At 60.8% G+C, this 22,539-nt stretch carries 20 protein-coding genes; 13 read left to right on the top strand and 7 right to left on the bottom strand.

Going from position 1 to position 22,539, the window contains the following annotated elements:
* The first annotated feature begins 98 nt into the window (after nucleotides 1-98).
* From IB248_RS09795 to lpxK, 6 genes are all read left to right on the top strand, one after another.
* Complete coding sequence (locus IB248_RS09795; RefSeq protein WP_018856929.1) at nucleotides 99-1,445, top strand: TldD/PmbA family protein; 1,347 nt, start codon at nucleotides 99-101, stop codon at nucleotides 1,443-1,445.
* Between the two features lie 17 nt (nucleotides 1,446-1,462).
* A complete protein-coding gene (locus IB248_RS09790) occupies nucleotides 1,463-2,272 on the top strand; it encodes a 3'(2'),5'-bisphosphate nucleotidase CysQ (protein ID WP_113470063.1) in 810 nt (269 codons plus the stop codon).
* A 61-nt stretch (nucleotides 2,273-2,333) separates the two neighbouring features.
* Nucleotides 2,334-2,579: a DUF4170 domain-containing protein gene (locus tag IB248_RS09785; RefSeq protein WP_018856931.1), complete on the top strand. Its 246-nt coding sequence runs from the start codon at nucleotides 2,334-2,336 to the stop codon at nucleotides 2,577-2,579.
* 141 nt (nucleotides 2,580-2,720) lie between these two features.
* Nucleotides 2,721-4,040, top strand: coding sequence for a lipid IV(A) 3-deoxy-D-manno-octulosonic acid transferase (gene waaA / locus IB248_RS09780; protein ID WP_018856932.1), 1,320 nt, complete (start codon nucleotides 2,721-2,723; stop codon nucleotides 4,038-4,040).
* Nucleotides 4,041-4,053: 13 nt separating this feature from the next.
* On the top strand, nucleotides 4,054-4,767 hold the full coding sequence (locus tag IB248_RS09775; protein WP_018856933.1) for an HAD family hydrolase: 714 nt from the start codon (nucleotides 4,054-4,056) through the stop codon (nucleotides 4,765-4,767).
* Between the two features lie 106 nt (nucleotides 4,768-4,873).
* On the top strand, nucleotides 4,874-5,914 hold the full coding sequence (gene lpxK, locus IB248_RS09770; RefSeq protein ID WP_018856934.1) for a tetraacyldisaccharide 4'-kinase: 1,041 nt from the start codon (nucleotides 4,874-4,876) through the stop codon (nucleotides 5,912-5,914).
* A 31-nt stretch (nucleotides 5,915-5,945) separates the two neighbouring features.
* On the opposite strand, the gene IB248_RS09765 is transcribed toward lpxK, so the two are convergent.
* Both IB248_RS09765 and mutL read right to left on the bottom strand, forming a co-directional pair.
* Nucleotides 5,946-6,176 (bottom strand): DUF2093 domain-containing protein, encoded by a 231-nt coding sequence (locus IB248_RS09765; RefSeq protein ID WP_007530431.1) that lies wholly within the window; start codon nucleotides 6,174-6,176, stop codon nucleotides 5,946-5,948.
* 67 nt (nucleotides 6,177-6,243) lie between these two features.
* The gene (gene mutL / locus IB248_RS09760) at nucleotides 6,244-8,058 is read right to left on the bottom strand and encodes a DNA mismatch repair endonuclease MutL (protein WP_018856935.1); all 1,815 of its coding nucleotides are present in this window, start codon (nucleotides 8,056-8,058) and stop codon (nucleotides 6,244-6,246) included.
* Between the two features lie 175 nt (nucleotides 8,059-8,233).
* Here mutL and IB248_RS09755 point away from each other — a divergent pair, with 175 nt between their 5' ends.
* Together IB248_RS09755 and IB248_RS09750 are read left to right on the top strand one after the other, a co-directional pair.
* Nucleotides 8,234-9,955: a response regulator gene (locus IB248_RS09755; RefSeq protein ID WP_018856936.1), complete on the top strand. Its 1,722-nt coding sequence runs from the start codon at nucleotides 8,234-8,236 to the stop codon at nucleotides 9,953-9,955.
* Between the two features lie 123 nt (nucleotides 9,956-10,078).
* Nucleotides 10,079-11,437: an EAL domain-containing protein gene (locus IB248_RS09750; protein WP_025659431.1), complete on the top strand. Its 1,359-nt coding sequence runs from the start codon at nucleotides 10,079-10,081 to the stop codon at nucleotides 11,435-11,437.
* 58 nt (nucleotides 11,438-11,495) lie between these two features.
* Here IB248_RS09750 and IB248_RS09745 read toward each other — a convergent pair whose 3' ends face one another.
* From IB248_RS09745 to IB248_RS09725, 5 genes are all read right to left on the bottom strand, one after another.
* Nucleotides 11,496-12,104, bottom strand: coding sequence for a PRC-barrel domain-containing protein (locus tag IB248_RS09745; RefSeq protein ID WP_192240748.1), 609 nt, complete (start codon nucleotides 12,102-12,104; stop codon nucleotides 11,496-11,498).
* A gap of 231 nt (nucleotides 12,105-12,335) precedes the next feature.
* Nucleotides 12,336-13,223: an SMP-30/gluconolactonase/LRE family protein gene (locus tag IB248_RS09740; RefSeq protein ID WP_018856939.1), complete on the bottom strand. Its 888-nt coding sequence runs from the start codon at nucleotides 13,221-13,223 to the stop codon at nucleotides 12,336-12,338.
* A 5-nt stretch (nucleotides 13,224-13,228) separates the two neighbouring features.
* The gene (locus IB248_RS09735; protein WP_018856940.1) at nucleotides 13,229-13,861 is read right to left on the bottom strand and encodes a 2-dehydro-3-deoxy-6-phosphogalactonate aldolase; all 633 of its coding nucleotides are present in this window, start codon (nucleotides 13,859-13,861) and stop codon (nucleotides 13,229-13,231) included.
* Nucleotides 13,862-13,876: 15 nt separating this feature from the next.
* On the bottom strand, nucleotides 13,877-14,794 hold the full coding sequence (locus IB248_RS09730) for a 2-dehydro-3-deoxygalactonokinase (RefSeq protein ID WP_018856941.1): 918 nt from the start codon (nucleotides 14,792-14,794) through the stop codon (nucleotides 13,877-13,879).
* Nucleotides 14,794-15,564, bottom strand: coding sequence for an SDR family oxidoreductase (locus tag IB248_RS09725; RefSeq protein ID WP_018856942.1), 771 nt, complete (start codon nucleotides 15,562-15,564; stop codon nucleotides 14,794-14,796). Before IB248_RS09725 ends, IB248_RS09730 begins: the two co-directional genes overlap by 1 nt.
* Nucleotides 15,565-15,667: 103 nt before the next feature.
* Here IB248_RS09725 and IB248_RS09720 point away from each other — a divergent pair, with 103 nt between their 5' ends.
* From IB248_RS09720 to IB248_RS09700, 5 genes are all read left to right on the top strand, one after another.
* Nucleotides 15,668-16,462: an IclR family transcriptional regulator gene (locus IB248_RS09720; RefSeq protein WP_018856943.1), complete on the top strand. Its 795-nt coding sequence runs from the start codon at nucleotides 15,668-15,670 to the stop codon at nucleotides 16,460-16,462.
* Between the two features lie 190 nt (nucleotides 16,463-16,652).
* Nucleotides 16,653-17,384: a LuxR family transcriptional regulator gene (locus IB248_RS09715; RefSeq protein ID WP_018856944.1), complete on the top strand. Its 732-nt coding sequence runs from the start codon at nucleotides 16,653-16,655 to the stop codon at nucleotides 17,382-17,384.
* Nucleotides 17,385-17,901: 517 nt separating this feature from the next.
* A complete protein-coding gene (apbC, locus tag IB248_RS09710; RefSeq protein ID WP_018856945.1) occupies nucleotides 17,902-19,056 on the top strand; it encodes an iron-sulfur cluster carrier protein ApbC in 1,155 nt (384 codons plus the stop codon).
* A 401-nt stretch (nucleotides 19,057-19,457) separates the two neighbouring features.
* Nucleotides 19,458-20,432: a magnesium transporter CorA family protein gene (locus IB248_RS09705; RefSeq protein WP_192240747.1), complete on the top strand. Its 975-nt coding sequence runs from the start codon at nucleotides 19,458-19,460 to the stop codon at nucleotides 20,430-20,432.
* Between the two features lie 18 nt (nucleotides 20,433-20,450).
* Entirely contained in the window at nucleotides 20,451-22,349 is a 1,899-nt protein-coding gene (locus IB248_RS09700; RefSeq protein ID WP_025659423.1) for a potassium transporter Kup, read from the top strand.
* The last annotated feature ends 190 nt before the right edge of the window (nucleotides 22,350-22,539 follow it).

Genomic DNA, 22,539 nt, shown 5'->3' with positions numbered 1-22,539 from the left:
GCGGGGGGCATACAAGCGGCGGGCAAAAGAATCGGCTCACGCGACCTTGATGCTTTTCGTAGTGCACAATAAATGGAACGCGAAGGAAAGGCCAAATCATGTCTTCAGAAATCGACTCCTCGACGCTTCTTTCCCGCGCAAGCCAATTGATCGACCTGGCAAAGAAGGCTGGCGCCGATGCCGCGGATGCGGTGGTCGTGCGCTCGCGATCGCAATCGGTCAGCGTACGCCTCGGCAAGGTCGAGAGCACGGAATCGTCAGAAAGCGATGATTTCTCGCTGCGCGTCTTCATCGGTAAGCGCGTTGCCAGTGTCTCGGCAAATCCGGGCTTCGATCTTTCTGCTTTGGCCGAGCGGGCCGTGGCGATGGCCAAGGTGTCGCCGGAAGACCCGTTCGCCTGCCTGGCAGACGAGGACAGGCTTGCGAATTCCTATCCGGATCTCGAACTCCTCGATACGACCGAGGTGTCGTCCGACCAACTCCGCGAAGCCGCCCTCGAGGCGGAAGCCGCGGCCCTTGCCGTCAATGGCGTGACCAATTCGTCCGGCGCCGGAGCCTCGGCCGGCATGGGTGGCCTTGTCCTTGTCACCTCCCACGGTTTCCAGGGCAGCTACATGGCCTCGCGTTTCGGCCGATCCGTCAGCGTCATCGCCGGCGAAGGCACGGCGATGGAACGCGACTATGATTTCGACAGCCGCATCTATTTCGGCGAGCTGGATAATGCCGCCGAGATCGGCCGCCGGGCCGGCGAGCGCACGGTCAAGCGCATCAACCCGCGCCAGGTGGATACTGGCAAGGATATCACCGTCGTTTTTGATCCCCGTGTTGCTCGTGGCTTCGTCGGACATATTGCCGGGGCCATCAATGGCGCCTCCGTTGCACGCAAGACCAGTTTCCTGCGCGACAAGATGGGGCAACAGGTCTTGAAGGCGGGGCTCTCGATCTCCGACGATCCGCTGATCGTACGTGGCCCGTCGTCGCGCCCCTTCGATGGCGAGGGCGTATCCGGCGAACGACTTCTGATGATCGAGGACGGTGTTCTCAAGCACTGGTTCCTCTCCACCTCGACGGCCCGCGAGATCGGAATGGAAACCAACGGCCGCGGGGTGCGCGGCGGCAATTCGGTGACGCCATCCGCGACGAACCTCGCTCTCGAGCCGGGCGACATTTCACCCGAGGACCTGATCCGCGGTGTCGGTAACGGCTTCTATGTGACCGAGCTGATCGGCCATGGCGTCAACATGATCACCGGCGAATACAGCCGCGGCGCGACCGGCTTTTGGATCGAGAATGGCGAACTGACCTTTGCCGTGTCTGAAGTGACGATCGCTTCGAACCTCAAGGACATGTTCATGCGGGTTACGCCGGCAAACGACATCGACCGCAAGTTTGGTGTCGCCGCTCCGACGCTTGCGATCGAGGGAATGACGCTCGCCGGGCGCTGATGGATTGGATTGCCGAAATGACTGACGTGGACACAGCCCTCTGGCGGAGCGATCTGGAATTGATCGCAGATGCTGCCAGGCAGGCCGGCAAAGTCGCACTCGGCTATTTCAATCAAGCGCCTGAGGTCTGGTGGAAGAACGAGGGGCGATCGCCCGTCAGCGCCGCCGATTTCGCGGCCAACCGGACGCTTGAATCCATTCTCCGCGCAGCCCGGCCGGATTATGGCTGGCTTTCGGAAGAAACTGAAGACAGCGGCGATCGGCTCTCACGGGACACGCTGTTCATCATCGACCCGATCGACGGCACGCGGGCATTCCTGGCGGGAATGGATCTGTGGTGCGTGAGCGTCGCGGTCGTGCGCCACGGGCGACCTGTCGCCGGCGTTCTCTACGCTCCTGCTCTGGAAGAACTCTTCGAGGCGGTCGAAGGTGGCGTGGCCCTGAAGAACGGGCGGCCGATTACTGTATCGACAAAACCGCTCGATGCACCAGGGCGCTTTGCCATCGCGGAGGATGTGCTCAAGGCATTCCCGGAACCGTTCAAGCATCGCATCGAGCGCGTGAAGCACGTGCCGTCCCTTGCCTATCGCATTGCCATGGTTGCCGACGGTCAAATTGACGGCACTTTCATCAAGCACAATTCACATGATTGGGATCTCGCGGCCGCGGATCTCATACTCGAGCGCGCCGGAGGCCGGCTGGTTGATCTCCGCGGTGACGTGCCGCTCTATAACCGCATGCAGGTCAGCCATGGCGAACTCTGCGCCGCCGCTGGGCCGCGACTCGCCGATCTTATAACCGGGATCGGTGAACGACGAGGCAGTTGACGTTTCCGTCAAAATCCCTCAGATGAAGCGGCGGAGGAGAATAGAGCAGAAAGAGAAGAAAATGACGGAATCCGGCGGCAAAAAGCAGCTCTTGCATCTCGTATTCGGCGGCGAACTGGAAAGCTTGGACGATGTTCAGTTCAGGGACCTCAAGGATCTCGATATCGTCGGCATTTATCCGGACTATGCCACGGCATTGACGGCCTGGAAGTCAAAGGCGCAATCGACTGTGGATAATGCGCATATGCGCTACTTCATCGTCCACATGCACCGTTTGCTGGACCCGGAAAGCAAGTCTGCGCAGTAACCCTCCCCCGGGCGCGGCTCGCTAACAGCCGTGAGCCGACTGACTGCCTGACGCATTCTGAACAAACTGATCGGCCATTGCGGCCGCAACAATAATTGGGAATGGGTTGATGTCGATCATTTGTGATCGGAGATTTGGCAGATGAGCGGTCGCATGGCGCGGTTTGCGCTGGGCGCCTATCAGGCAACGGGAACGTTGCTGACGCCGTTCGTCGGAGGGTACCTCGCCTATCGGGCCGCGAAGGGCAAGGAAGACCGTGCGCGCCGTTTGGAGCGCTCGGGCTATGCCAGCGCCGACCGTCCGGCCGGACCGCTGGTCTGGTTCCATGCCGCAAGCGTCGGTGAAACCAACGCCGTCATTCCGCTGATCCGCGAAATTCGCCGCCGCGACATCCACGTCATTCTGACCACCGGAACCATCACGTCCGCCAAGCTGGCCGCTGAGCGCATCGGCAACGAAGCGATCCATCAGTACGTGCCGCTCGACCTCAAGCCCGCCGTCAGCCGTTTCCTTGAATATTGGCAGCCGGACTGCGTACTGATCGCTGAGTCCGAAATCTGGCCGGCGACCCTGATGGAACTTGGCCGCCGCCGCATCCCGCAGATCCTCGTCAACGCGCGCATGTCGGACCGCTCCTTCGCGCGATGGAGTCGGCGTCCGGCACTTGCGGAAGCCCTGTTCGAGAACCTGGCGCTTGTTATTGCGCAATCGGATGTCGATGCCGAGCGCTTCCGCGATCTCGGCGCGCGCCACGTCATGATGTCGGGCAATCTCAAGGTCGATACCGACGCCCCGCCTTACGATGCTGCGGTATTCGCCGACTACAAGAAGCAGCTCGGCGGCCGCAAGACCTGGGCAGCGATCTCCACCTTCGACGGTGAGGAAAAGGCCGCAGGCATCGTCCATCGGGCGCTGAAGGAGCGGGACGAGCAGTTGACGATCATCGTGCCGCGGCATCCGGAACGCGCCGACGACATCGAAGCCGAGCTCGTCAAGCTGGGTCTCAAGGTCGCCCGCCGCACGCGCGGTGATGCGTTGGCCCCTGATGTCGATATCTTCCTAGGCGATACGATCGGCGAAATGGGCCTCTACCTGCGCCTGACGGAGGTTGCTTTTGTCGGGCGCTCGCTGTTTGCCGAAGGTGGGCAAAATCCGCTGGAGCCGGCGATGCTCGGTTGCGCGGTGCTGTCGGGCAGCAACGTGCAGAACTTCCGCGAAGCCTATCAGAAGCTGGCGCGGCGCGGCAGCGCGCGCATGGTCCGCGATACGGAGATGCTTGCCAAGGGCGTCCACTATTTGCTCACCAACGACGGAGCGCGTCGCACCATGATCGAAGCCGGGATCGGCGCCGTGCAAGAAATGCGGGGCGCGTTGACGGCGACGGTGAAGGGCTTGGAGCCCTATATCAATCCGCTCACCGTGAAGGCGAGGCTGCTGCCGAAGGCGGCTTTGCAGCGCTGAGGGCAGGGCGGCTATGAAGGCAATCAAGGGAATACTTTTCGACAAGGACGGCACGCTTCTCGACTACGACGAGAGCTGGCTGCCGGTGAACCGCGAGCTAGCGCGCATCGCTTCGGAAGGCGATCCCGAACTCGCGGACCGGTTGCTTCTGGCTTGCGGCATGGATCCCGTCAGCGGCCACATCGTTCCCGACAGTCTGCTGGCGGCCGGCAACACGCGCCAGATTTCGGAGGGGCTCGTCGCGGCCGGCTCGATGCTCGACGTGATCGAGCTGACGATCAAGCTGGACGAGCTCTTTTCTCATGCCGCCGAGTTTTCCGTAGCGGTCACTGATCTGGCCGCCTTTTTCGGTCGGCTGCATGCACGCGGCTTTCGCCTCGGTGTCGCCTCGAGCGACAACGAGCGCTCGATCAGGCAAACCGCCCAGCGCTTTGGCTTTGCGCCCTTCATCGACTATGTGGCCGGATACGATAGTGGCTTCGGCACCAAGCCGGAACCGGGCATGGTGCTTGGTTTCTGCACGGCGACGGGCCTTGATCCCTCCGAGGTCGCCGTTGTCGGCGATAACAACCACGATCTGCACATGGGCCGCAACGCCAAGGTCGGCGTGACCGTGGCCGTACTGACTGGCACCGGATCGCGTGAAACGCTCGCTGCCGCATCCGATTACTGCCTGAACGACATCACCGAGCTTGAAGGCCTGCTGCCCGACCGTCAGCTTGCTTGATTGACCAAGGGCTTGCTTTTTCTTGAAATTTACCTTCTCTTTCCGCCCGGTCGAGGACACAGCCCGTCAGCATGACGCTCGGGGTCCGAAAGGCAGGGCGGGGAAAATGGTATCCGAAGCGCCACCCTTCTGGTGGTCGAAAGCCGATTGGCGTGCCTGGGCGCTCTATCCGATTTCCTTCCTGTATGGGCGTGCGGCCGGCTATCGGATGGCCAACGCCAAGCGTGCCTCGGTTCCCGTGCCCGTTATCTGCGTCGGCAATTTCACCGTCGGCGGCGCCGGCAAGACGCCGACGGCGCTGACGATCGCCCGCGCGGCAAAGGCAAAGGGGCTGAAGCCTGGTTTTCTGAGCCGTGGCTATGGCGGTTCCCTCGATGTCACGACTGTTGTCGATCCGGTTCATCACCGCGCCCTGGCTGTCGGGGACGAACCTCTGCTTCTCGCTCGAGAGGCGCTCACCGTGATTTCCCGCCGCCGTGTCGAAGGGGCCCAGCGCCTCGTCAAGGAAGGCGTGGACCTGATCATCATGGATGACGGTTTTCAGACCGCTCGCCTGGCGATCGACTATGCGTTGCTGGTCATCGACGCCACGCGTGGCCTCGGCAATGGCCACATCGTTCCCGGTGGTCCTGTACGCGCGCCCATCCGTCAGCAGTTGCGCTACGCGACAGCCCTTTTGAAGGTTGGCGGGGGCGAAGCGGCCGACAATATCGTTCGGATCGCGGCGCGCGCCGCCAAACCCTATTTCACGGCTTCCCTGAAGGTGTGCGACAGCGCCGATCTTTCCGGCCGCAACGTGCTGGCCTTTGCCGGTATTGCCGATCCGTCGAAATTCTTCCGCACCGTCGAATCCGTCGGCGGGCATATCGCCGCTCGCCGCTCGTTCGGTGATCACGAGCATCTGACCGATGACGAGATCGACGACATTCTGACAACGGCAGAGAGCGACGGCCTTCAGATTGTCACGACGTCGAAGGATTTCGTCCGGCTCGCCGGCCATCATGGCAAAGCCGAGGAACTCGCGGCGAAATGCCGGGTGATTGAGGTGGAGATGGCCTTCGAGGATGCTCTGGCGCCAAGTCTCATCATCGATCGGGCCATCAATGCCTGCCGCGACCGGCGCTTGAAGGAAGGGCGGAAGGCCTAATCGGAAAATCTCGGGGTGCCGGTGTTCAGCGTCAGCGCTTCTGGTTCGGCAAAACGCCAGCGCGCTTGTCAGCCTCCAGCGAGGCTACGGCATCGGCGTAGGGCTCCTGGCGCGCGACGCTCCAATAGCGCAGCTCGTCGAGCGGGATCTGCTTGCCGGTAATTGCACATACGACGTAGGAGCCCGGCGACAGGATCTGAAAATCCGCATCGAGATAGCGTATCTGCGCTTCGCGGTTTCCATTTCCTTCGAACAAGTTCATGCGCTCCATTCCTTGCAGGCTGTCATACCCCTGCCATAACGCGCCGCAGCGGCCTTTTCCAGCTTTTTCAGCTACGGCCGAACAACCGTTCAATATCCGAGAGCTTGAGCTCGATATAGGTCGGTCGTCCGTGGTTGCACTGCCCTGAGCCGGGAGTAACTTCCATTTGACGGAGAAGGGCGTTCATTTCTTCGGGTCGCAGCCGTCGGCCCGAACGCACGGATCCGTGGCAGGCCATGGTCGCTGCAACATATTCCAGCTTGGCCGACAGACCGGAGGCGGTATCCCATTCGGCGATCTCGTCCGCCAGCTGACGGATAAGTCCCGTGGCGTCCACCTCTCCCAGCATGGCAGGTGTCTCACGCACGGCGATCGCGCCGGAGCCGAAGCGCTCGATGGCCAGCCCCAGCTCGCCAAGCTCGGTGGCAAACTGCATAAGCCGATCGCAATCCTCTTCCGGCAGATCGACGATTTCGGGGATGAGGAGCACCTGCGAGGCGAGCCGTTTCGAATGCAGCGCCTTGCGCATCGCCTCGAATACTAGGCGCTCATGCGCGGCGTGCTGATCGACGATTACGAGGCCATCATCCGTCTGCGCCACGATATAATTTTCGTGAATCTGCGCCCGGGCGGCACCCAGCGGATAGCGCTGTGGCGGCTCTTCCGGCGCAACCGGCATTCTTGGGGTAGGGGCGATGTCGCTGCGGGCCGTCGGCGTCGCAAGGCCGTCGAAGGAGGCCTGCGGCCGTTCGCCGAAGCTGCCGTTTGCAGCCTGGTGGAATGGACGCGATGGCGAGGTCGCCGCCGACCAAGGCTGTTGGGGCCGTTGGGCGCCAGGCTGGAAACCGGGCCGGAAGGAGCGCAGCATGCCGTCTGCACCCGTTGTGGCTGCCCGGCTGCCGTCACGCGCCAGCGCCTCGCGCACGGCGCCGACGATCAGGCCGCGCACCAGTTGCGGGTCGCGAAAGCGCACATCCGATTTGGCCGGGTGCACGTTGACGTCGACAAGGGCCGGATCGAGCCTGATCGACAGTACTGCGACCGGATAACGCCCGGCTGGGATGGTCTCGGCATAGGCGCCGCGGATCGCCGACAGGATCAGCTTGTCCTGCACCGGGCGTCCGTTGACGAAGGCATATTGGTGGGCCGAGTTTCCGCGATTGAAGGTCGGCACGCCGGTAAAGCCTGTCAGCGATATGCCCTCCCGCTCCGCATCGATCTCGATCGCATTGTCGCGAAAATCCTTGCCAAGGATCTGCGCCATCCGCGCCAGATGATCGTCACCCGTCGCCGGCAACTCCAGCGTCGTTCGATCAGTCCCCGAGAGCACGAAGCGCACCCCGGGGAAGGCAATCGCCATGCGCTTGACGACCTCGGTGATCGCCGCAGCCTCGGCCTTTTCCGTCTTGAGGAATTTCAGGCGGGCCGGCGTCGCGAAGAAGAGATCGCGAACTTCGACGATCGTGCCCGGATTGCCGGGTGAGGGGCGAAGATGTGTAATTCTCCCGCCCTCGACGGCGATTTCGTTGCCGCCTGCGCTGTCCCGGCGGCGGCTCGAAATGCTGAGCCTGGCTACCGAGCCAATCGATGGCAGCGCTTCGCCGCGAAAACCCAGCGTGCGGATATCGTCCAGCGTATCTGAGATCTTCGAGGTGCAGTGGCGTCGTACGGCAAGCTCCAGATCCGCAACATCCATGCCAGACCCGTTGTCCGAAACCCGCAGCAGGCTCTTGCCGCCGCCCGACGTCGCAACCTCAATGCGCGTCGCGCCTGCGTCGAGGGCGTTTTCGATCAACTCCTTAGCGGCGCTCGCGGGCCGCTCGATGACTTCACCGGCGGCGATTTGATTGATGAGGGTCTCTGAAAGCTGTCTGATGGCCATGCGCCTATTCTCTTGGATTCGCGGGTCCGAGGGAAGGGTGAAAGCGCCACCGCCTTCCGTTCTGCACGCCCTAATTCCGGCTGCTTAATATTAAGCGCGCCTTAAGACAAAGGTGCCATTTTGCAACTTATTCCGAGGACTGGGTTTAAATCGGACAGATGTGGGACGCGTAGGAATGAGTGCCGGCTTCGAACAAGCGGACACATCATCTGTAAGCAGCGAAATGCCGGCTGAATCAAGCCTGCAGACGGTGCTGTTTGACGCGGTATGCGAGAGCTTGGGCGCCGCATTCATCGTCTATGACAAGACCGACCACATGGTCTTTGCGAGCCGCCAGGTTCTCGATTTCTTTCCGATATCGGCGGCGATGCTGAAGCCGGGGAGGCGGTTGCGGGACTTCCTGGGCGCCATCTACGACACCGGCATCCGCACGCAGTCGGCCAGCAACCAAGGTGCGATGAGCCGTGAGGATTGGCTGTCCCAGAAGATCGCCTCGCACTGGCGCGAGCGCTTCGAGGCCGTCGAGCGGCATGGTGCGGATCGGTGGATCAGGTTTGGCAAGCGGCGCCTTGCGAGCGGCTACGGCGTCTGCGTCATCCAGGACATTTCCGAGAACAAGAAGCGCGAGGAACAGTGGCGCTCCGATCTCGAGCGTGTGCAGCTCACGGAGGATATCCTCGACAACCTGCCGTTCCCGCTCTTCGTCAAGGACCGCAATCTGAATTACGTCGCCGTCAACATCGCCTTCTGCGACAAGTATCAGACGACGGTCGATGAAGTGCTTGGCCGCAAGAGCAGCGACCTGTTCTCCGAGGATGTCGCCCAGCGTTTCGAGGAAAGCGACCGTCATGTTCTGGAGACGGGCGAAATGTCGATTTCCCGTCAGCGGCAGGTCTCCCGCGACGGCGTCGAACGCGACATCGTCACGCGCAAGCACCGGATCGGCAAGCCGGGGCGCTATTTTCTTGTCTCGACCATGCAGGATCTGCCGCGCGACGGCGACGATCTAGAAGAGTTCCGATTCGCATCGACGGTCACGACGTCAAGCAAGAATTCCTATCGGCGCGCCTATGTTCCGATGAGCGGAAACGGCGAACGGCGCGAGCCGGCGGCAATGGAGGCGATCGTCCCGGAGAACTTCTCCGGTCGCAAGATCCTCGTCGTGACATCGGATGTCGTGGCAGAAGGCGCGGCCCTGCGGACCCTCGCCAAATACGGTTTCGAGGCCTGCTCGGTTCGCGGCGAGGACGAGGAGGAACAGTTCCTGGAAATCGCGAGCTCGTCCGGCATCGTGCTCGACCTGCTCGTGATCGACAACCAGCTCGGCATGCGCTGCCTCGAGCTCGCCGAGCAATACGGCATCCCGGCACTGGCGATGGACGGCTTCCAGCTCGCCAATGAGCTCACCTTCCAGATCGCCCGTCATTTCAACCGCAGCAACCGCGGCCAGATGGCCGAAGGCATTGACACCGACTGGGAAATCACTGCCGTGGAGGAGGCGAACACGCTCGACGTGCTCGTTGCCGAAGATAACGACATCAACCAGATCGTTTTCTCGCAGATTCTCGAAGGCCTCGGCTACCGTTACATGATCGCCCCAAGCGGCGATGAAGCCGTTCGCCTCTGGACAGAGCACCAGCCGAAAATCATCCTGATGGATATCTCTCTGCCGGGCTTCAACGGTTTCGAAGCGGCGCGGCTGATTCGCCAGACAGAGGAAGGCGGCAGTGCAAGAACGCCGATCATCGGTGTTCTGACGCAAGCCTTCGAGCGCGATCGAGCTGAGTGCGCAAAGGCTGGAATGGACGACGTAATTATGAAGCCGGTAAGCCCAGATATTCTTCAAGGGATCTTTCAACAGTACCTTGCCCAGGACATCAGACAGGCCAGCATGTGACGAACAAAGCTCGTCAACTCCCTAAATCTTGGGACAAAACACGGTTCCAACGTGACCGATCCACTATCGAATTCTTAAGACTTGCCCGCCATCCTTCCTGCCGTTGGTGCAGTCTGGGTCTGAATGATGATGTCGGCTGAAATGCCTCTGGTGCCCGTAAGTCAGAATGAACTTCAGACAATGGCCTATACCGACCCACTGACCGGGCTCGGCAACCGCTACCGCATGCGCGACCGGATTGCCCAGATCTCAGCCGAACGCGCGAGCGATCCAGCACCATTTACGATCGGCATCGCCAATCTCGATTCCTTCAAGCCGATCAACGATCTTTTCGGCTCATCGGCGGGAGACGAAATTCTCTGCCAGGTCGCCCATCGATTGAAGGCCTGCATTCCCGACGGTGCCCTCGTGACGCGTCATGACGGCGATGAATTTGCCTTTGTCCTGCCGCTGGTGTTCGAGCGGGCCAGCGCCGAGAAGTTCGGCCAGATGATACGCGAAGTCCTGTCGGCGCCGTACGATCTCGGCGACCGCAATGTGCGGCTGTCGGCATCCTTCGGCTTTTCGATCTATCCCTTCGCGGGCGAGGAATTCGACGAACTGCTGAAAAGCGCCGAAACCGCGCTCTACCGTTCAAAACGCCGCGGCCGTGGCCAGATCACCGTCTATTCCCGCGAGATCGCCCAGGAAATGAAGCGCGCGACGCAATTGGAACAGGCGCTGCGCAATGCCATCATCTCCGATGTGATCGACGTGCATTTCCAGCCGATCGTCGCACTTTCCAATAACCAGGTCGTGGGCTTTGAAGCTCTGGCGCGATGGAACGATCCTGATCTTGGCTTTGTGTCACCGGGCGTTTTCGTCCCGCTGGCGGAGGAGCGCGGCTTCATTGATGCGCTGTCCGAGGCGCTCCTGCGCAAGGCGGCCGAGGCTGCCCTTTCCTGGCCGCGCGAACTTTTCCTCTCCTTCAATCTCTCCTCGGCGCAGTTGATGGATCCGGGGACGAGCAGCAGCATCCTGTCGATCCTCGGTCGTGTCGGCTTCGATCCGCACCGGCTCGAACTCGAAATCACCGAGACTGCGGTGATGGGCTCGGCCGACACGGCAAACCGGATCATTGCGGATCTCCGTCAGGCCGGCGTGCGCATTTCGCTGGATGACTTCGGGACGGGTCAATCGAGCCTCGGCCGCCTCCGCGACTTTATGTTCGACAAGATCAAGATCGATCGCGCCTTCGTGTCGCGCATCAATTCCGATCGCGCCTCGGAGCACATCATCAAGGCGATCCTAACCATGTGCGAGGGGCTCGACCTGGAAGTGGTCGCCGAAGGGATCGAGGACTATCTGGAAGCCGTCAAGCTGCGTTCGCTCGGCTGCGGTATGGGGCAGGGCTACCATTTCGGCAAGCCCGCTGACAGCATTGCCACGCTCCGGTTCTTGCACGAGAACTACTACGACACGTCTGATCGCGTCAGCGCCTGAAACTCCGATGGCGCCCTTTCGGACGCCACCGGTTACGCGGTACTCACTGCGCAGCATCTTACTTGTTCGTCGTTGAACCCGTGGCCGTGGTATCCGTTGTACCGCCAGGCGCAGGGGCCTTCTCGGCTGCAATCATCTGAAGCGTCTTGAACTGCGGAGCCGCCTTCAGCGTTTCTGCGGTCTCGGACGTGGTCAGCTTCACTGTGCCGTCCTGCGTGTTCTGAGCGACGGTGATCTTATCCATCGGAACGGCAACATCCTTTTCGCCGATTCCAAGGAAGCCGCCGACGCCGATGATCGCTGCGACCAGGCCGCCGTCCTCCTTCATGATCAGGTCGTTGACCTCACCGATGCTCTCGTTCTGGCCGGTGTAGACCGACTGGCCAATATAGGTGTTGGCACTGATCTGATCGGCGGCCTGCTCCGTTAGATATCCACCACTCGCCTGCGCGGTGTCAGCCGTTGCGGCCGGCGCCGGAGCCTGAGCGGCGTTGTCCATCGGTGCTGTGGCGTCCGGGACCTTCGGCGGAGCTGCCGGGTCGGCCGGTGCGGCCTGTGTTGCCGGAGCGCCTGGTGTTGCCGGCTGAGTCTGTGAGAATGCCGCCGGTGCAAAAGCCGTGGCAAACAGCGCGCTAGCGGCAACGGTCTTCAGGAGTTTGCTTGTCATTTTGAACCTACCTTTGCGTTCCTGAGGGATCTTTAGCCCGCTCCCGCCATGCTCGGCGTTTGCGGCCGGTTCCCTATTGAAATGAACGGGATTTCAATTGGTTCCCGAAAAAAATCGCGCAAAAATTGCTAATTCCACGGAACTTTTAGCTCATACGATGTATGGCCACGCGGGGTTCGGTCGACAAAAAAGGGCGCCAAATGGCGCCCCGTGAAGCCTGATTATGGTTCTTCACATCACGTAAACCGGGTCGAAAACGCCCTTCACCGTAACATCCAGTTCGAGCAGGGAACCCGCCTGCGGTTGCATCGAGCGGGCATGCTCATCGAGCCCCTCCCACGCCGTGGTGACGGCAAGGCGGTCACCGTTTGTCCCGATGAAGGCAGGGCATGACGGCTGTGCCGCCGGCACCTTGTAGCGTGCAATGCGCAGTCCATCAGGGCTGTAGCGATCGACGGTACCGGCACCCCAACGGGCATTCCAGATGTATCCGTCGGCATCCACCACCGAGCCGTCGATGCCACCCGGCTCATCCATCGTGTCCACAAGCACGATCGGCTCGCCTGTCGGGAGACCGGTCTGCGGATCGACCATCACACGCATCAGCCGGCTGATGCGTGTATCGGTGAAGTAGCCCATCGTTCCATCCGGCGAGAAGCAGATCGAATTCGGGATGCTGATGCCATCGAATATCTTGGTTACGCGACCGCCGGCGACGTGGTAGATGGCGCCTGCGCGGCTTTCCGCCCGCTTGCTCATCGTGCCGATCCAGAGCGAGCCGGAGGGGTGGGTGCGGCCGTCGTTCGAGCGGTTTTCCGGTTTGTCGCTTTCAAGAGCTGCATAGAAGGTCAGATTGCCGCTCTTGATATCGCGAATGAAAAGGCCTCGTTCGGTCGCAAGCAGCTGCCGCTCAGGATCGACCCGGGCGAGCACGCTCGCCATCATCGGCAGCGCATGCACCTTCTTCTCTTCCGTCGAAAGGTTCAGCTCGTGCAACTCCTTGCCGAGAATATTGAACCACCAGACCGTGTTGGTGTCCGGATCGTAGGTCGGCCCCTCACCAAGCAAAGAGTTGGTGCTGCAGAGTGTCCTGCCCGCGAACTCATGAATTTCCGTCATATGCCTTAAGCTCCTACGGCTGCGTCATAGGCGTAAATGGTCGCCTTGGCACGCTCGGCAACCTCTGCGGCGGTCATTCCCGGCTTGTAGAGGCTGGTGCCGAGGCCGAAGGCATTTATGCCAGCCTTGGTGTAATCGGAGAAATTCTTGTCCGAAACACCACCAACGGCCGCAATCACGAGCTCCGGCGGCAGAATTGCGCGGATAGCGGTGATGCCCGACGGTCCGAGAACGCTGGCGGGGAAAAACTTCAACCCCGTTGCGCCGGCGCGGGCAGCCGCCAATGCCTCCGTCGGCGTGAAGACGCCCGGCATCGTCACCATACCGTAGTTGCGGGCGAGAATAATGACCTCGGGCTCGACGTTCGGCGTGACCAGCAGTTTGCCGCCTGCCGAATGGAGGCTGTCGACGGCCTCGGTCGTCAGCACGGTCCCGGCCCCGATGAGGCAATCGGCCGGCGCCATCTTTGCGGCAATCTCGATCGACTTGAACGGCTCGGGCGAGTTCAGCGGGATTTCGATGGCGGTCAGACCGTTTTCGATCAGTGCGCCGACCACGCCTTCGGTTTCCTCAGGCTTGATGCCACGTAGAATGGCAATCAGTGGACGCTTCATCGTAGGAAAGGGGATGCGGTTCATCGCTTTGGTACTTTCTCAGTTCGGCCAAATAGTTTTGGCGGCGGCAGCAAGGCCGCCACGGACGGCCGTGTCAGCATCAATGGTGTTGTAGGATAAAGATAATGCCTTGAAGGCCGCTTCATAAAGGCCCTGCAGCCGGCCGGCGGCGACGAGAGTGACGTCGACGCCCGTCCCCGCATCTGACATCGCGCCCGCGATTTCCAGGCCGATCAGGGTCCCGGATATCTTCGCCTGCGCGGCCGCAGCGGTCAGACCATGCAGCAACTGGCCCGAGCGCGCGGTAAAGAAGAGGTTGGTCGCCATCGCGGGTCGGTCATAGGCCGTTTTTACGGCGCTCTCGAAGGCTGCCTCGTCCGCCGGGCTCTGATCGGCACCGGCGATTGCATGCGACAGGATCGTGTGCTTGGAGATCGCGTCGAAAAGTTCGCCGGTCATGAAGCTGGAGAAACCGGTGACACGACCATTCTTGACATGCACCCATTTCGAATGCGTTCCGGGCATGCAGACCGCCTGCGACCCAGTGCTTTGCGGGCCAAGCGCACCGAGGAGCTGTGTTTCCTCGCCGCGCATGACATCTGGCCGCGCCGGATCCCTCTGTGCAAGTCCGGGCAGGATGCGGACGTCCCGGCTCTGGTCGGGGACGGATACGGCGCCGGTCAGGATCGAGGATAGCGATGCCGGGACATCGACATAGCCCGCTTCGACCCATCCCTGTTTCGCACCTGCCATGCCGCAGATGATGACCGGAAGATTTTCCGGCGCATTTACCTTGCCCAAGTGCGAGGCGAGAACCTCGGCAAATCCGGTCTTCGCTGCCGTCGTCATACCTTCATTGCCACGGCTTTCGGCCAGGACGCTGTCATCCTTGCCGATCAGCCAGAGCCGAAAACTGCTCGTTCCCCAATCCACCGCGACATAAGCGGGATCCGCCATCAGAAAATGCCTCCATCGACAATAAGAGATTGTGCGCTCATCGCTGCCGCGCAGCTAGACGCCAGAAACAGGCACGGACCGACGATCGCATCGGCGTGCAGAACCTTCTTGATGCATTGGCGCTGCACCGTTTGCGCAATGCCGTCCTCGGTCAGCCAAAGCTTCATCTGGCGATCCGTGACGATCATGCCGGGCAGAATGCAATTGACGCGGATGTTATCCGGTCCGAGCTTGCCGGCCAGGCTTTTCGTCAGCCCGATCACGCCGGCCTTCGCGGTCGTGTAGGCCGGGAATTCGGGCATGTTGAGGAGAAAGGCGATCGACGACATGTTGATCACCGCGCCGCCGCCAGCTGCACGCATCGAGGGCGCGACGGCTTGCGTGGTGAAGAAGACGTGCCGCAGGTTGGTCGCCTGGTTGTTGTCCCAATATTCCTCGGTCACCGTTTCGAAATCGTGCCGGTCGTCGCGGGCGGCATTGTTGACGAGCACGCTGATCGGACCGGAGTGAGCGACAACCTCGTCGACTGTTCTGCGGATGGCGGCGACATCGCGAAGGTCGGCCTTATGAAAGCGAACGGGATGCAAGGTGTCGCGCGACAGCCTCGCGACGAGGTCATGGCTTTCCGTTTCCGCGATGTCGATGAAGGAAACCTTGGCGCCTTGTCGGGCGAAGCCTTCGACAATCGCTGCCCCGATGCCTGATCCGCCTCCCGTGATCAGGACCGTGCGGTCCCTGAATTCCGGAAACTGCGCAACAATACCCGTCACTATTTCCTCCCGGCTTTCGGTTGTTCTATTATTTGGAACTTAATTTGACTATGTGGAATTATCCGACTACCCTGGCATTTCTGTCAAGGCGTTTGGGGCAACAATGAGTGCGGCAAAAGGGAGTGCGCCCGAGAGGCGCGACACGGGCACCCTCGGCAAGCTGATGGTCCTTCTCGACCTGGTGACCCACGCCGACGGTCCCATGCGCTTCACGGATATACTGGCAGTTGCCGATCAGCCGCGTGGTACGGTCCACCGCCAACTCAGCCATCTCGTGGAGGAGGGCCTGCTCGAGATCGATGCGGAGGGCAGATACTCGCCGGGCTTACGGCTTTTGGACTTCGCGTCTCGCAGTTGGGCGCGCAACGAGTTTCGTCTGGTTGCGGAGCCACATCTTAAGGCTCTCCAGAATTTGACTGGTGAAACGGTCCATCTCGGCGTGCTGCGCGGCACCTCGATCATCTACCTCGACAAGTTCGAAGGGCAGCAGCCCGTCAGAATGTATTCGCAGATTGGTAACGCCTCACCGGTCTATTGCACCGGCGTCGGCAAGGCGGCCCTTTCCATCCTGCCCAGAGAGCGGGTCAGGGCCTTGGTGGCGGACCTCTCCTTCCATCGGTTCACGGCAAACACCCATACGGCCGAGTCGCTTCTTGCTGAGATCGAGCAGATACGGGAGCAGGGCCATGCCTTCGACCGTGAGGAGCACGAGGTCGGGATTCGCTGTATTGCTGCGCCGATCTGGTCAGAAACTCAGTCGCTTGTTGGCGGCGTTTCCGTGACTGGTCCGGCTTACAGGCTCACTATGGAAAGGCTTTCGGAATGGGCGGCTCCGATCCAGCAGTCGGCTGAACGGATCATGGAGGCGATGCGCATCGGGCTTGGTCCGCGTCGCTGAACTGCTGACGGCCGGCTTGGCCTAAAGCACAATATTGAGATTTTCTGACGAATCGTCACAATTGATGCTCGTCAATCCCCCGTCTTGGGGTGTATGTGCTGGTAGATCGTCACCGGCGATACAAACTAGGGACGGCGCGGAGGCGTCGCCGCCCATCAGGCTTCCATCTTTTTTTGAGTTGAACAAGTAAATGACTTCATCGCAGCCAGGATCTTCCGTGGACGTACACGTTAGCGAGATCGCCGGACTGAAAACGCAGTTCGATATTTTCCGCTTCATGAAGAAGGTAACGGAAGCCTATCGGGCGCGGGCCTTTATGGTTTTCAATCTTCCTTCCGTGACAGCACGGGACCTGCAGAGCAGCACGGTCATCTCGAGCTGGCCGGTGGAACTTCTGGCTGCCTACGACCACGAGGGGCTTGTGGCCAATAGCCCGGTCATGAAGAGGCTTCGGACTTCGACAACGCCCTTCTTCAATGACGTGTCGCAAGCGAAACTGGATCGCCCCGACGGGAAGGCGGGCATCGTCAAGGCACTTTTCGAACGCTTTCGCATGATGCGTTGCGCCTATTTTCCAACCCACGAGCCCTCAGGCGGTCGTGGCGCCATTTCATTCTCAGGCGATCGCGAGGCATTCACCGCAGAAGAAATGCGCGAACTCCACTATATCTCCATCCACGTCTTCGACCGGTTGGCGGAGATCCGCAACCACGACAACTGCGTCACCGATACCTTGACCGATCGGGAGATCGATTGTCTGAACTGGACCGCGGCTGGCAAGACCAGTGTGGAGATTGCCGAAATCCTCACCCTGTCCGAGCATACGGTGAACCACTACCTGAACCGCGCGACAAAAAAGCTGGATACGGCAAACCGGACGCAGGCAGTCGCCAAGGCGCTGCGGATCGGTCTCATAAAGTAAGCGTTGCGCAAATTGTGGGCTTGCCAATCATTCGCGCCCAATTTCTCGCCAATTCCGACGACCCCGGCGCCATGCCGCGCCGGCATTGCTGGCGGTTTGCCAATTGGCATGTTTTCTGCTTGCTTACATTCAGCGGTCCAGAGGGGACCTGGCACGACGCCGGATCAACGGCGCGGCCTGCATACCGCCAGCCGATGCCACAGGCCCGACCTCGGGCGTAGGGCGTCGGCGGCGGTTGTTGCCTTTTGAACACGCCGCCGACGGCATCCCTCACGCTTGCTCTTCCCATGGGCATTTTGCGCTGGCCTTTTATGACGCTTGCTCTAGTTCGCAAGGCTTAGCTCGCTATCCTGGAAGGCTGTTGTGACCATCAGGGCGAAAGCCCGGCGGACTTGGTGGACATAGTGGCCTTCCGGTGAGCCTCGCCTCCTCAAATGCGGTCCCGATCGCCGATTTTGTTTGGCGAAGAGGCGGCGCTCCTCTATCTAGAATGCCAAACACAGGCAGTGAGGATGGAATGACGGGCGTCACCAAGGAACAGGTTCTCGAAACGCTGAAGACCGTACGCGGCCCCGATCTCGAGCATGATATCGTCGAGCTCGGTATGGTGTCTGATGTCTTCATTTCCGACGGCAAAGTCTATTTTTCCATCACCGTTCCGGCCGATCAGGCTAAGGAGCTCGAGCCGCTTCGTCTGGCTGCCGAACGGGTCATCAAGGAAATGCCGGGCGTCAAGGGAGCGCTGGTTGCGCTGACGGCAGACAAGAAGGCCGGTTCCGGCTCGGCGCCGGTCTCGCGCCCGCAGCCGCAGGCCGGGCATGACCATCATGGCCCTGCGCACGCCCCGCAACAGCAGCCGCGCGCCGGCAAGCTCGGCGTTCCCGGTATCGGCGCGATCATCGCCGTCGCCTCCGGCAAGGGGGGCGTTGGAAAGTCCACGACGGCCGTCAATCTTGCGCTCGGCCTCCAGGCAAATGGCTTGCGTGTCGGCATTCTCGACGCCGATATCTACGGCCCCTCGATGCCGCGGCTGCTGAAGATTTCCGGCCGCCCCACCCAAATCGATGGGCGCATCATCAACCCGATGGAGAATTACGGGCTCAAGGTCATGTCGATGGGCTTCCTCGTCGATGAGGAGACCGCCATGATCTGGCGTGGCCCCATGGTGCAATCGGCATTGATGCAAATGCTGCGTGAGGTGGCCTGGGGCGAACTGGACGTGCTTGTCGTTGATATGCCGCCCGGCACCGGCGATGCGCAGTTGACGATGGCGCAGCAGGTGCCGCTGGCGGGCGCCGTCATCGTTTCGACGCCGCAGGATCTCGCCCTCGTCGATGCCCGCAAGGGCTTGAACATGTTCAAGAAGGTCGAGGTCCCCGTGCTCGGCATCGTCGAGAACATGAGCTATTTCATCGCGCCCGATACCGGTACCCGCTACGATATCTTTGGTCATGGCGGGGCTCGCAAGGAAGCCGAGCGCATCGGCGTTCCTTTCCTCGGTGAAGTACCGCTGACGATGAACATTCGTGAGACGTCCGACGCCGGCACGCCGCTTGTCGCGACGGAGCCGAACGGCATTGTTGCCGGCATCTATCGCGACATCGCGACCAAGGTCTGGCAGCAGCTCGGCGGGCAGCCGCAGCGGGCCGCACCGGAGATTGTTTTCGAGTGAAGTGCTTCGCTGCCGCTAGACTCCCAATTGCGGAGGAAATGTGGTGAAACGGCGCAGTAAGCGTAAGATGTCTTGATTCTTTCGCAGCTTTCCGTCATATGGCGCGCCGTCGCCATGAGGCGGTTTTTTGCGAATGCTCGATGATGGCCACCCCGCCGGGGCGGTCAGCTGCATGGTCGGAGTTATCTTGGTCGAAGGATTGGTGACTGCGATGCGGTTGAGCACGTTGCATATCCTGGCGGTTGCCGGATGTGCCAGGAGTCGTATGAACTTTCTTCAATCGCTTTCATTAAGATCGGGAACTTGCACCCCGCGCGCTCTCGCAGGCGGCGCGCCGCGGAAGGGCTTTCGATGAAAACAGCGATGCGCGCAACAAGCCCGGATTGCCGGAGGCCCAACCGGTGATCACGGCCTACTGTTCCAATTGCAAGTCGGTTGACGTTGGCGACCTGTCGCGGGGTACGTTACGCGACGATGTGATGTGGATCGACCTGATCGAGCCTTCGCGCGAAGAGGAGCTTTTCGTTGAGAAAGCTCTCGGCATCGAGGTTCCGACGCGAGACGATCTCAAGGACATCGAGCCGTCAGCCCGTCTCTACGTCGAAAACGATGCCGTCTTCATGACCGCTTCCCTCGTCTGGAAAGCCGAGACAGATGCACCGACGCTGACCGACGTGGCATTCATCCTCGCCGGCAAGCGGTTGGTCACGATCCGCTACGCGCAGCCCAAATCCTTTGCGCTCTTCATTGCCGCGCTCCACCGCGTGCCGCAGCAATGGCGCAGCGGTGCCGCATTGCTGGCAAAGCTTTTCGAAACGATCATCGATCGCACTGCCGAGATACTGGAGCAGTCCGTTGCCCGCATCGACATCCTGTCGACGCATGTCTTCGGCGATCGCGCCAGGAAGGTGCGCAAGCCGTCGAACTATCTGGAAGAGAAGCTCCGGGACATTGCGGGCCATCATCGCATTGTGAGCAAGGTCAGGGACAGCCTCGCCTCGTTGTCCCGCCTCATGACTTTTTTCTTCACCATCCCGGCCGTTCAGCAGGATCGCGACACCAAGGAATTGTGCAAAACGGTCTCGCGCGACATCCAGTCGCTCAACGAGCATGCCTCCTTCATCGCCGGCAACATCACGTTCCTGCTCGACGCCTCGCTCGGCCTGATCAACATCGAGCAGAACTCGATCATCAAGATATTTTCGATCGCGTCCGTGGTGTTCTTGCCGCCGACGCTGGTCGCCTCCATCTACGGTATGAATTTCGAGTTTATGCCGGAACTGCACTATGCCCACGGATATCCGTTTTCGATTGGGCTAATGGTGCTGTCCGGCGTCATTCCCTTCTTCTTTTTCCGATGGAAAGGCTGGCTCTGAAGAGCCTGTTTTCATTTCATGCACGAAGGTAGCCATACACACGAACGACACATGAAGCCGCGCAAGCTGGCCTACCTTGCGCTCGGCTCCATCGGCGTCGTCTACGGCGATATCGGTACCAGCCCGCTGTACGCGTTCCGCGAAGCCCTGAAGCCCGTCATGGTCGACGGCCTCACCCGCTTCGAGGTGATCAGCCTCATCTCGCTGATGATCTGGACCCTGACCATTATCGTCACCATCAAGTACGTGCTCTTCCTGCTGCGCGCGGACAACGAAGGCGAAGGCGGCACGCTTTCCCTGCTGGCGTTGCTGATGAAGACGGCAAATGGACATACCGCGCTACTGATGTTGCTTGGCCTGGTCGGCGCGGCGCTGTTCCTCGGCGACGCGATGATCACGCCGGCTCTCTCAGTGCTATCGGCTGTCGAAGGTCTGAAGCTCGTGGCTCCAACTCTGACGAGCTACATCGTACCGATCTCGGTCTTCATCCTGGCTCTGCTATTTGTCGTCCAGTCTCGAGGGACCGGGGCCGTCGCCCGCTTTTTCGGGCCGATCATGGCGCTCTGGTTCATCGTGATGGCGGCCGCCGGCATTTCTCACATCTCGGATGACTTTGGCATCCTTGCCGCTTTCAACCCTTACTATGCCGTTAGCTTCCTGCTGCATGAGGGGTTCTACGGCGTGGTCGTGCTTGGCGCGGTCTTCCTAAGCGTGACCGGTGCCGAAGCGCTTTATGCCGATCTCGGGCACTTTGGTCGCCGGCCGATCCAGTGGGCGTGGTTTGTGCTGGTTTTCCCGGCATTGACACTGAACTATCTGGGGCAGGGCGCTCTGGTGCTCGGCAATCCCGCGGCCGTGTCCGATCCGTTCTTCCTGGCCTTTCCGCAATGGGCGCTGCTGCCGGCCGTCATTCTCGCGACCGCGGCCACCATCATTGCCAGCCAGGCGGTCATCACCGGTGCCTTCTCGCTCGTCCGCCAGGGCATCAACCTCGGCTTCCTGCCACGCATGGAAATCCTCTTCACCTCGGAGACGAATACCGGGCAGATCTTCTTGCCCTCCGTTAATGCGTTGCTGTTCGTCGGCGTCATCTTCCTCGTCATCAGCTTCAAGACGTCGGACGCGCTGGCCATTGCCTACGGCATCTCGGTTACGGGCGCGATGGTCGTCACTTCGATCATGGCCTTCGAGTTCGTGCGCGCGCGATGGAACTGGTCGATTCCGGTCGCCACGTTGGCGCTTGCCCCGCTGCTCTGCCTGGAAATGATCTTCTTGGGTGCAAACCTGCTGAAGATCCACGACGGCGGTTACATTCCGATCCTGATGGCGACCGCCTTTACGATCCTCATGTGGACCTGGCGTCGCGGCACGGCCCTCCTGATGGAGAAGACGCGCCACACCGATATCCCGCTCGCCTCTTTTGTCAGCTCGATCGAGCGCAAGAGCGATCATTCGCCCGCCCAGGTACCCGGTACCGCGATCTTCCTGACGAGCGATCCGGAATCGGCGCCCGCGGCCTTGCTGCACAATCTGAAGCACAATCACGTTCTGCACGACAAGAACGTGATCCTCACGATCCGCACCATCAACAAGCCGCGCGTTGCGAGCGCCGATCGCTACAAGGTCGAGCAGATCTCGGAGCGGTTTTCGCGCGTCGAGCTCATGTTCGGCTTCATGGAGTCGCAGAACGTCTCGCAGGCCTTGGCGACGTTGCGCAAGACCGGCCTGAAGTTCGACATCATGTCGACCTCATTCTACCTCGGCCGCCGCAAGCTCGTTCCCGATGCTAAGTCCGGCATGCCTTATTGGCAGGACCGTCTTTACATCGCGCTTGCCAATGCCGCGGCCAATCCGTCGGACTATTTCCGCCTGCCGGCAAACCGCGTGGTGGAACTCGGCTCGCACGTCATTATCTAGAAGAGCAAATGCGCTTCTAAAAAGCCCGGCGATCCGCCGGGCTCAGACTGCTGACAAGCCCGTCGATATTTTCGGCGGGTTTGTTTTTTGGACGTTGGTTGTTTTAGTTGGGTTCTGAGGCGGGGCGAAGTTGGCGGCCTCTGGCCCTCATGCGATGGCTGGTCTGGGTGGCTTGGTGAGCGCCATGGCG

The sequence above is a fragment of the Rhizobium sp. RHZ01 genome (assembly GCF_014851595.1).
Lineage (GTDB): Bacteria > Pseudomonadota > Alphaproteobacteria > Rhizobiales > Rhizobiaceae > Rhizobium > Rhizobium altiplani.
This window is presented reverse-complemented; position numbering and strand designations above follow the sequence as displayed.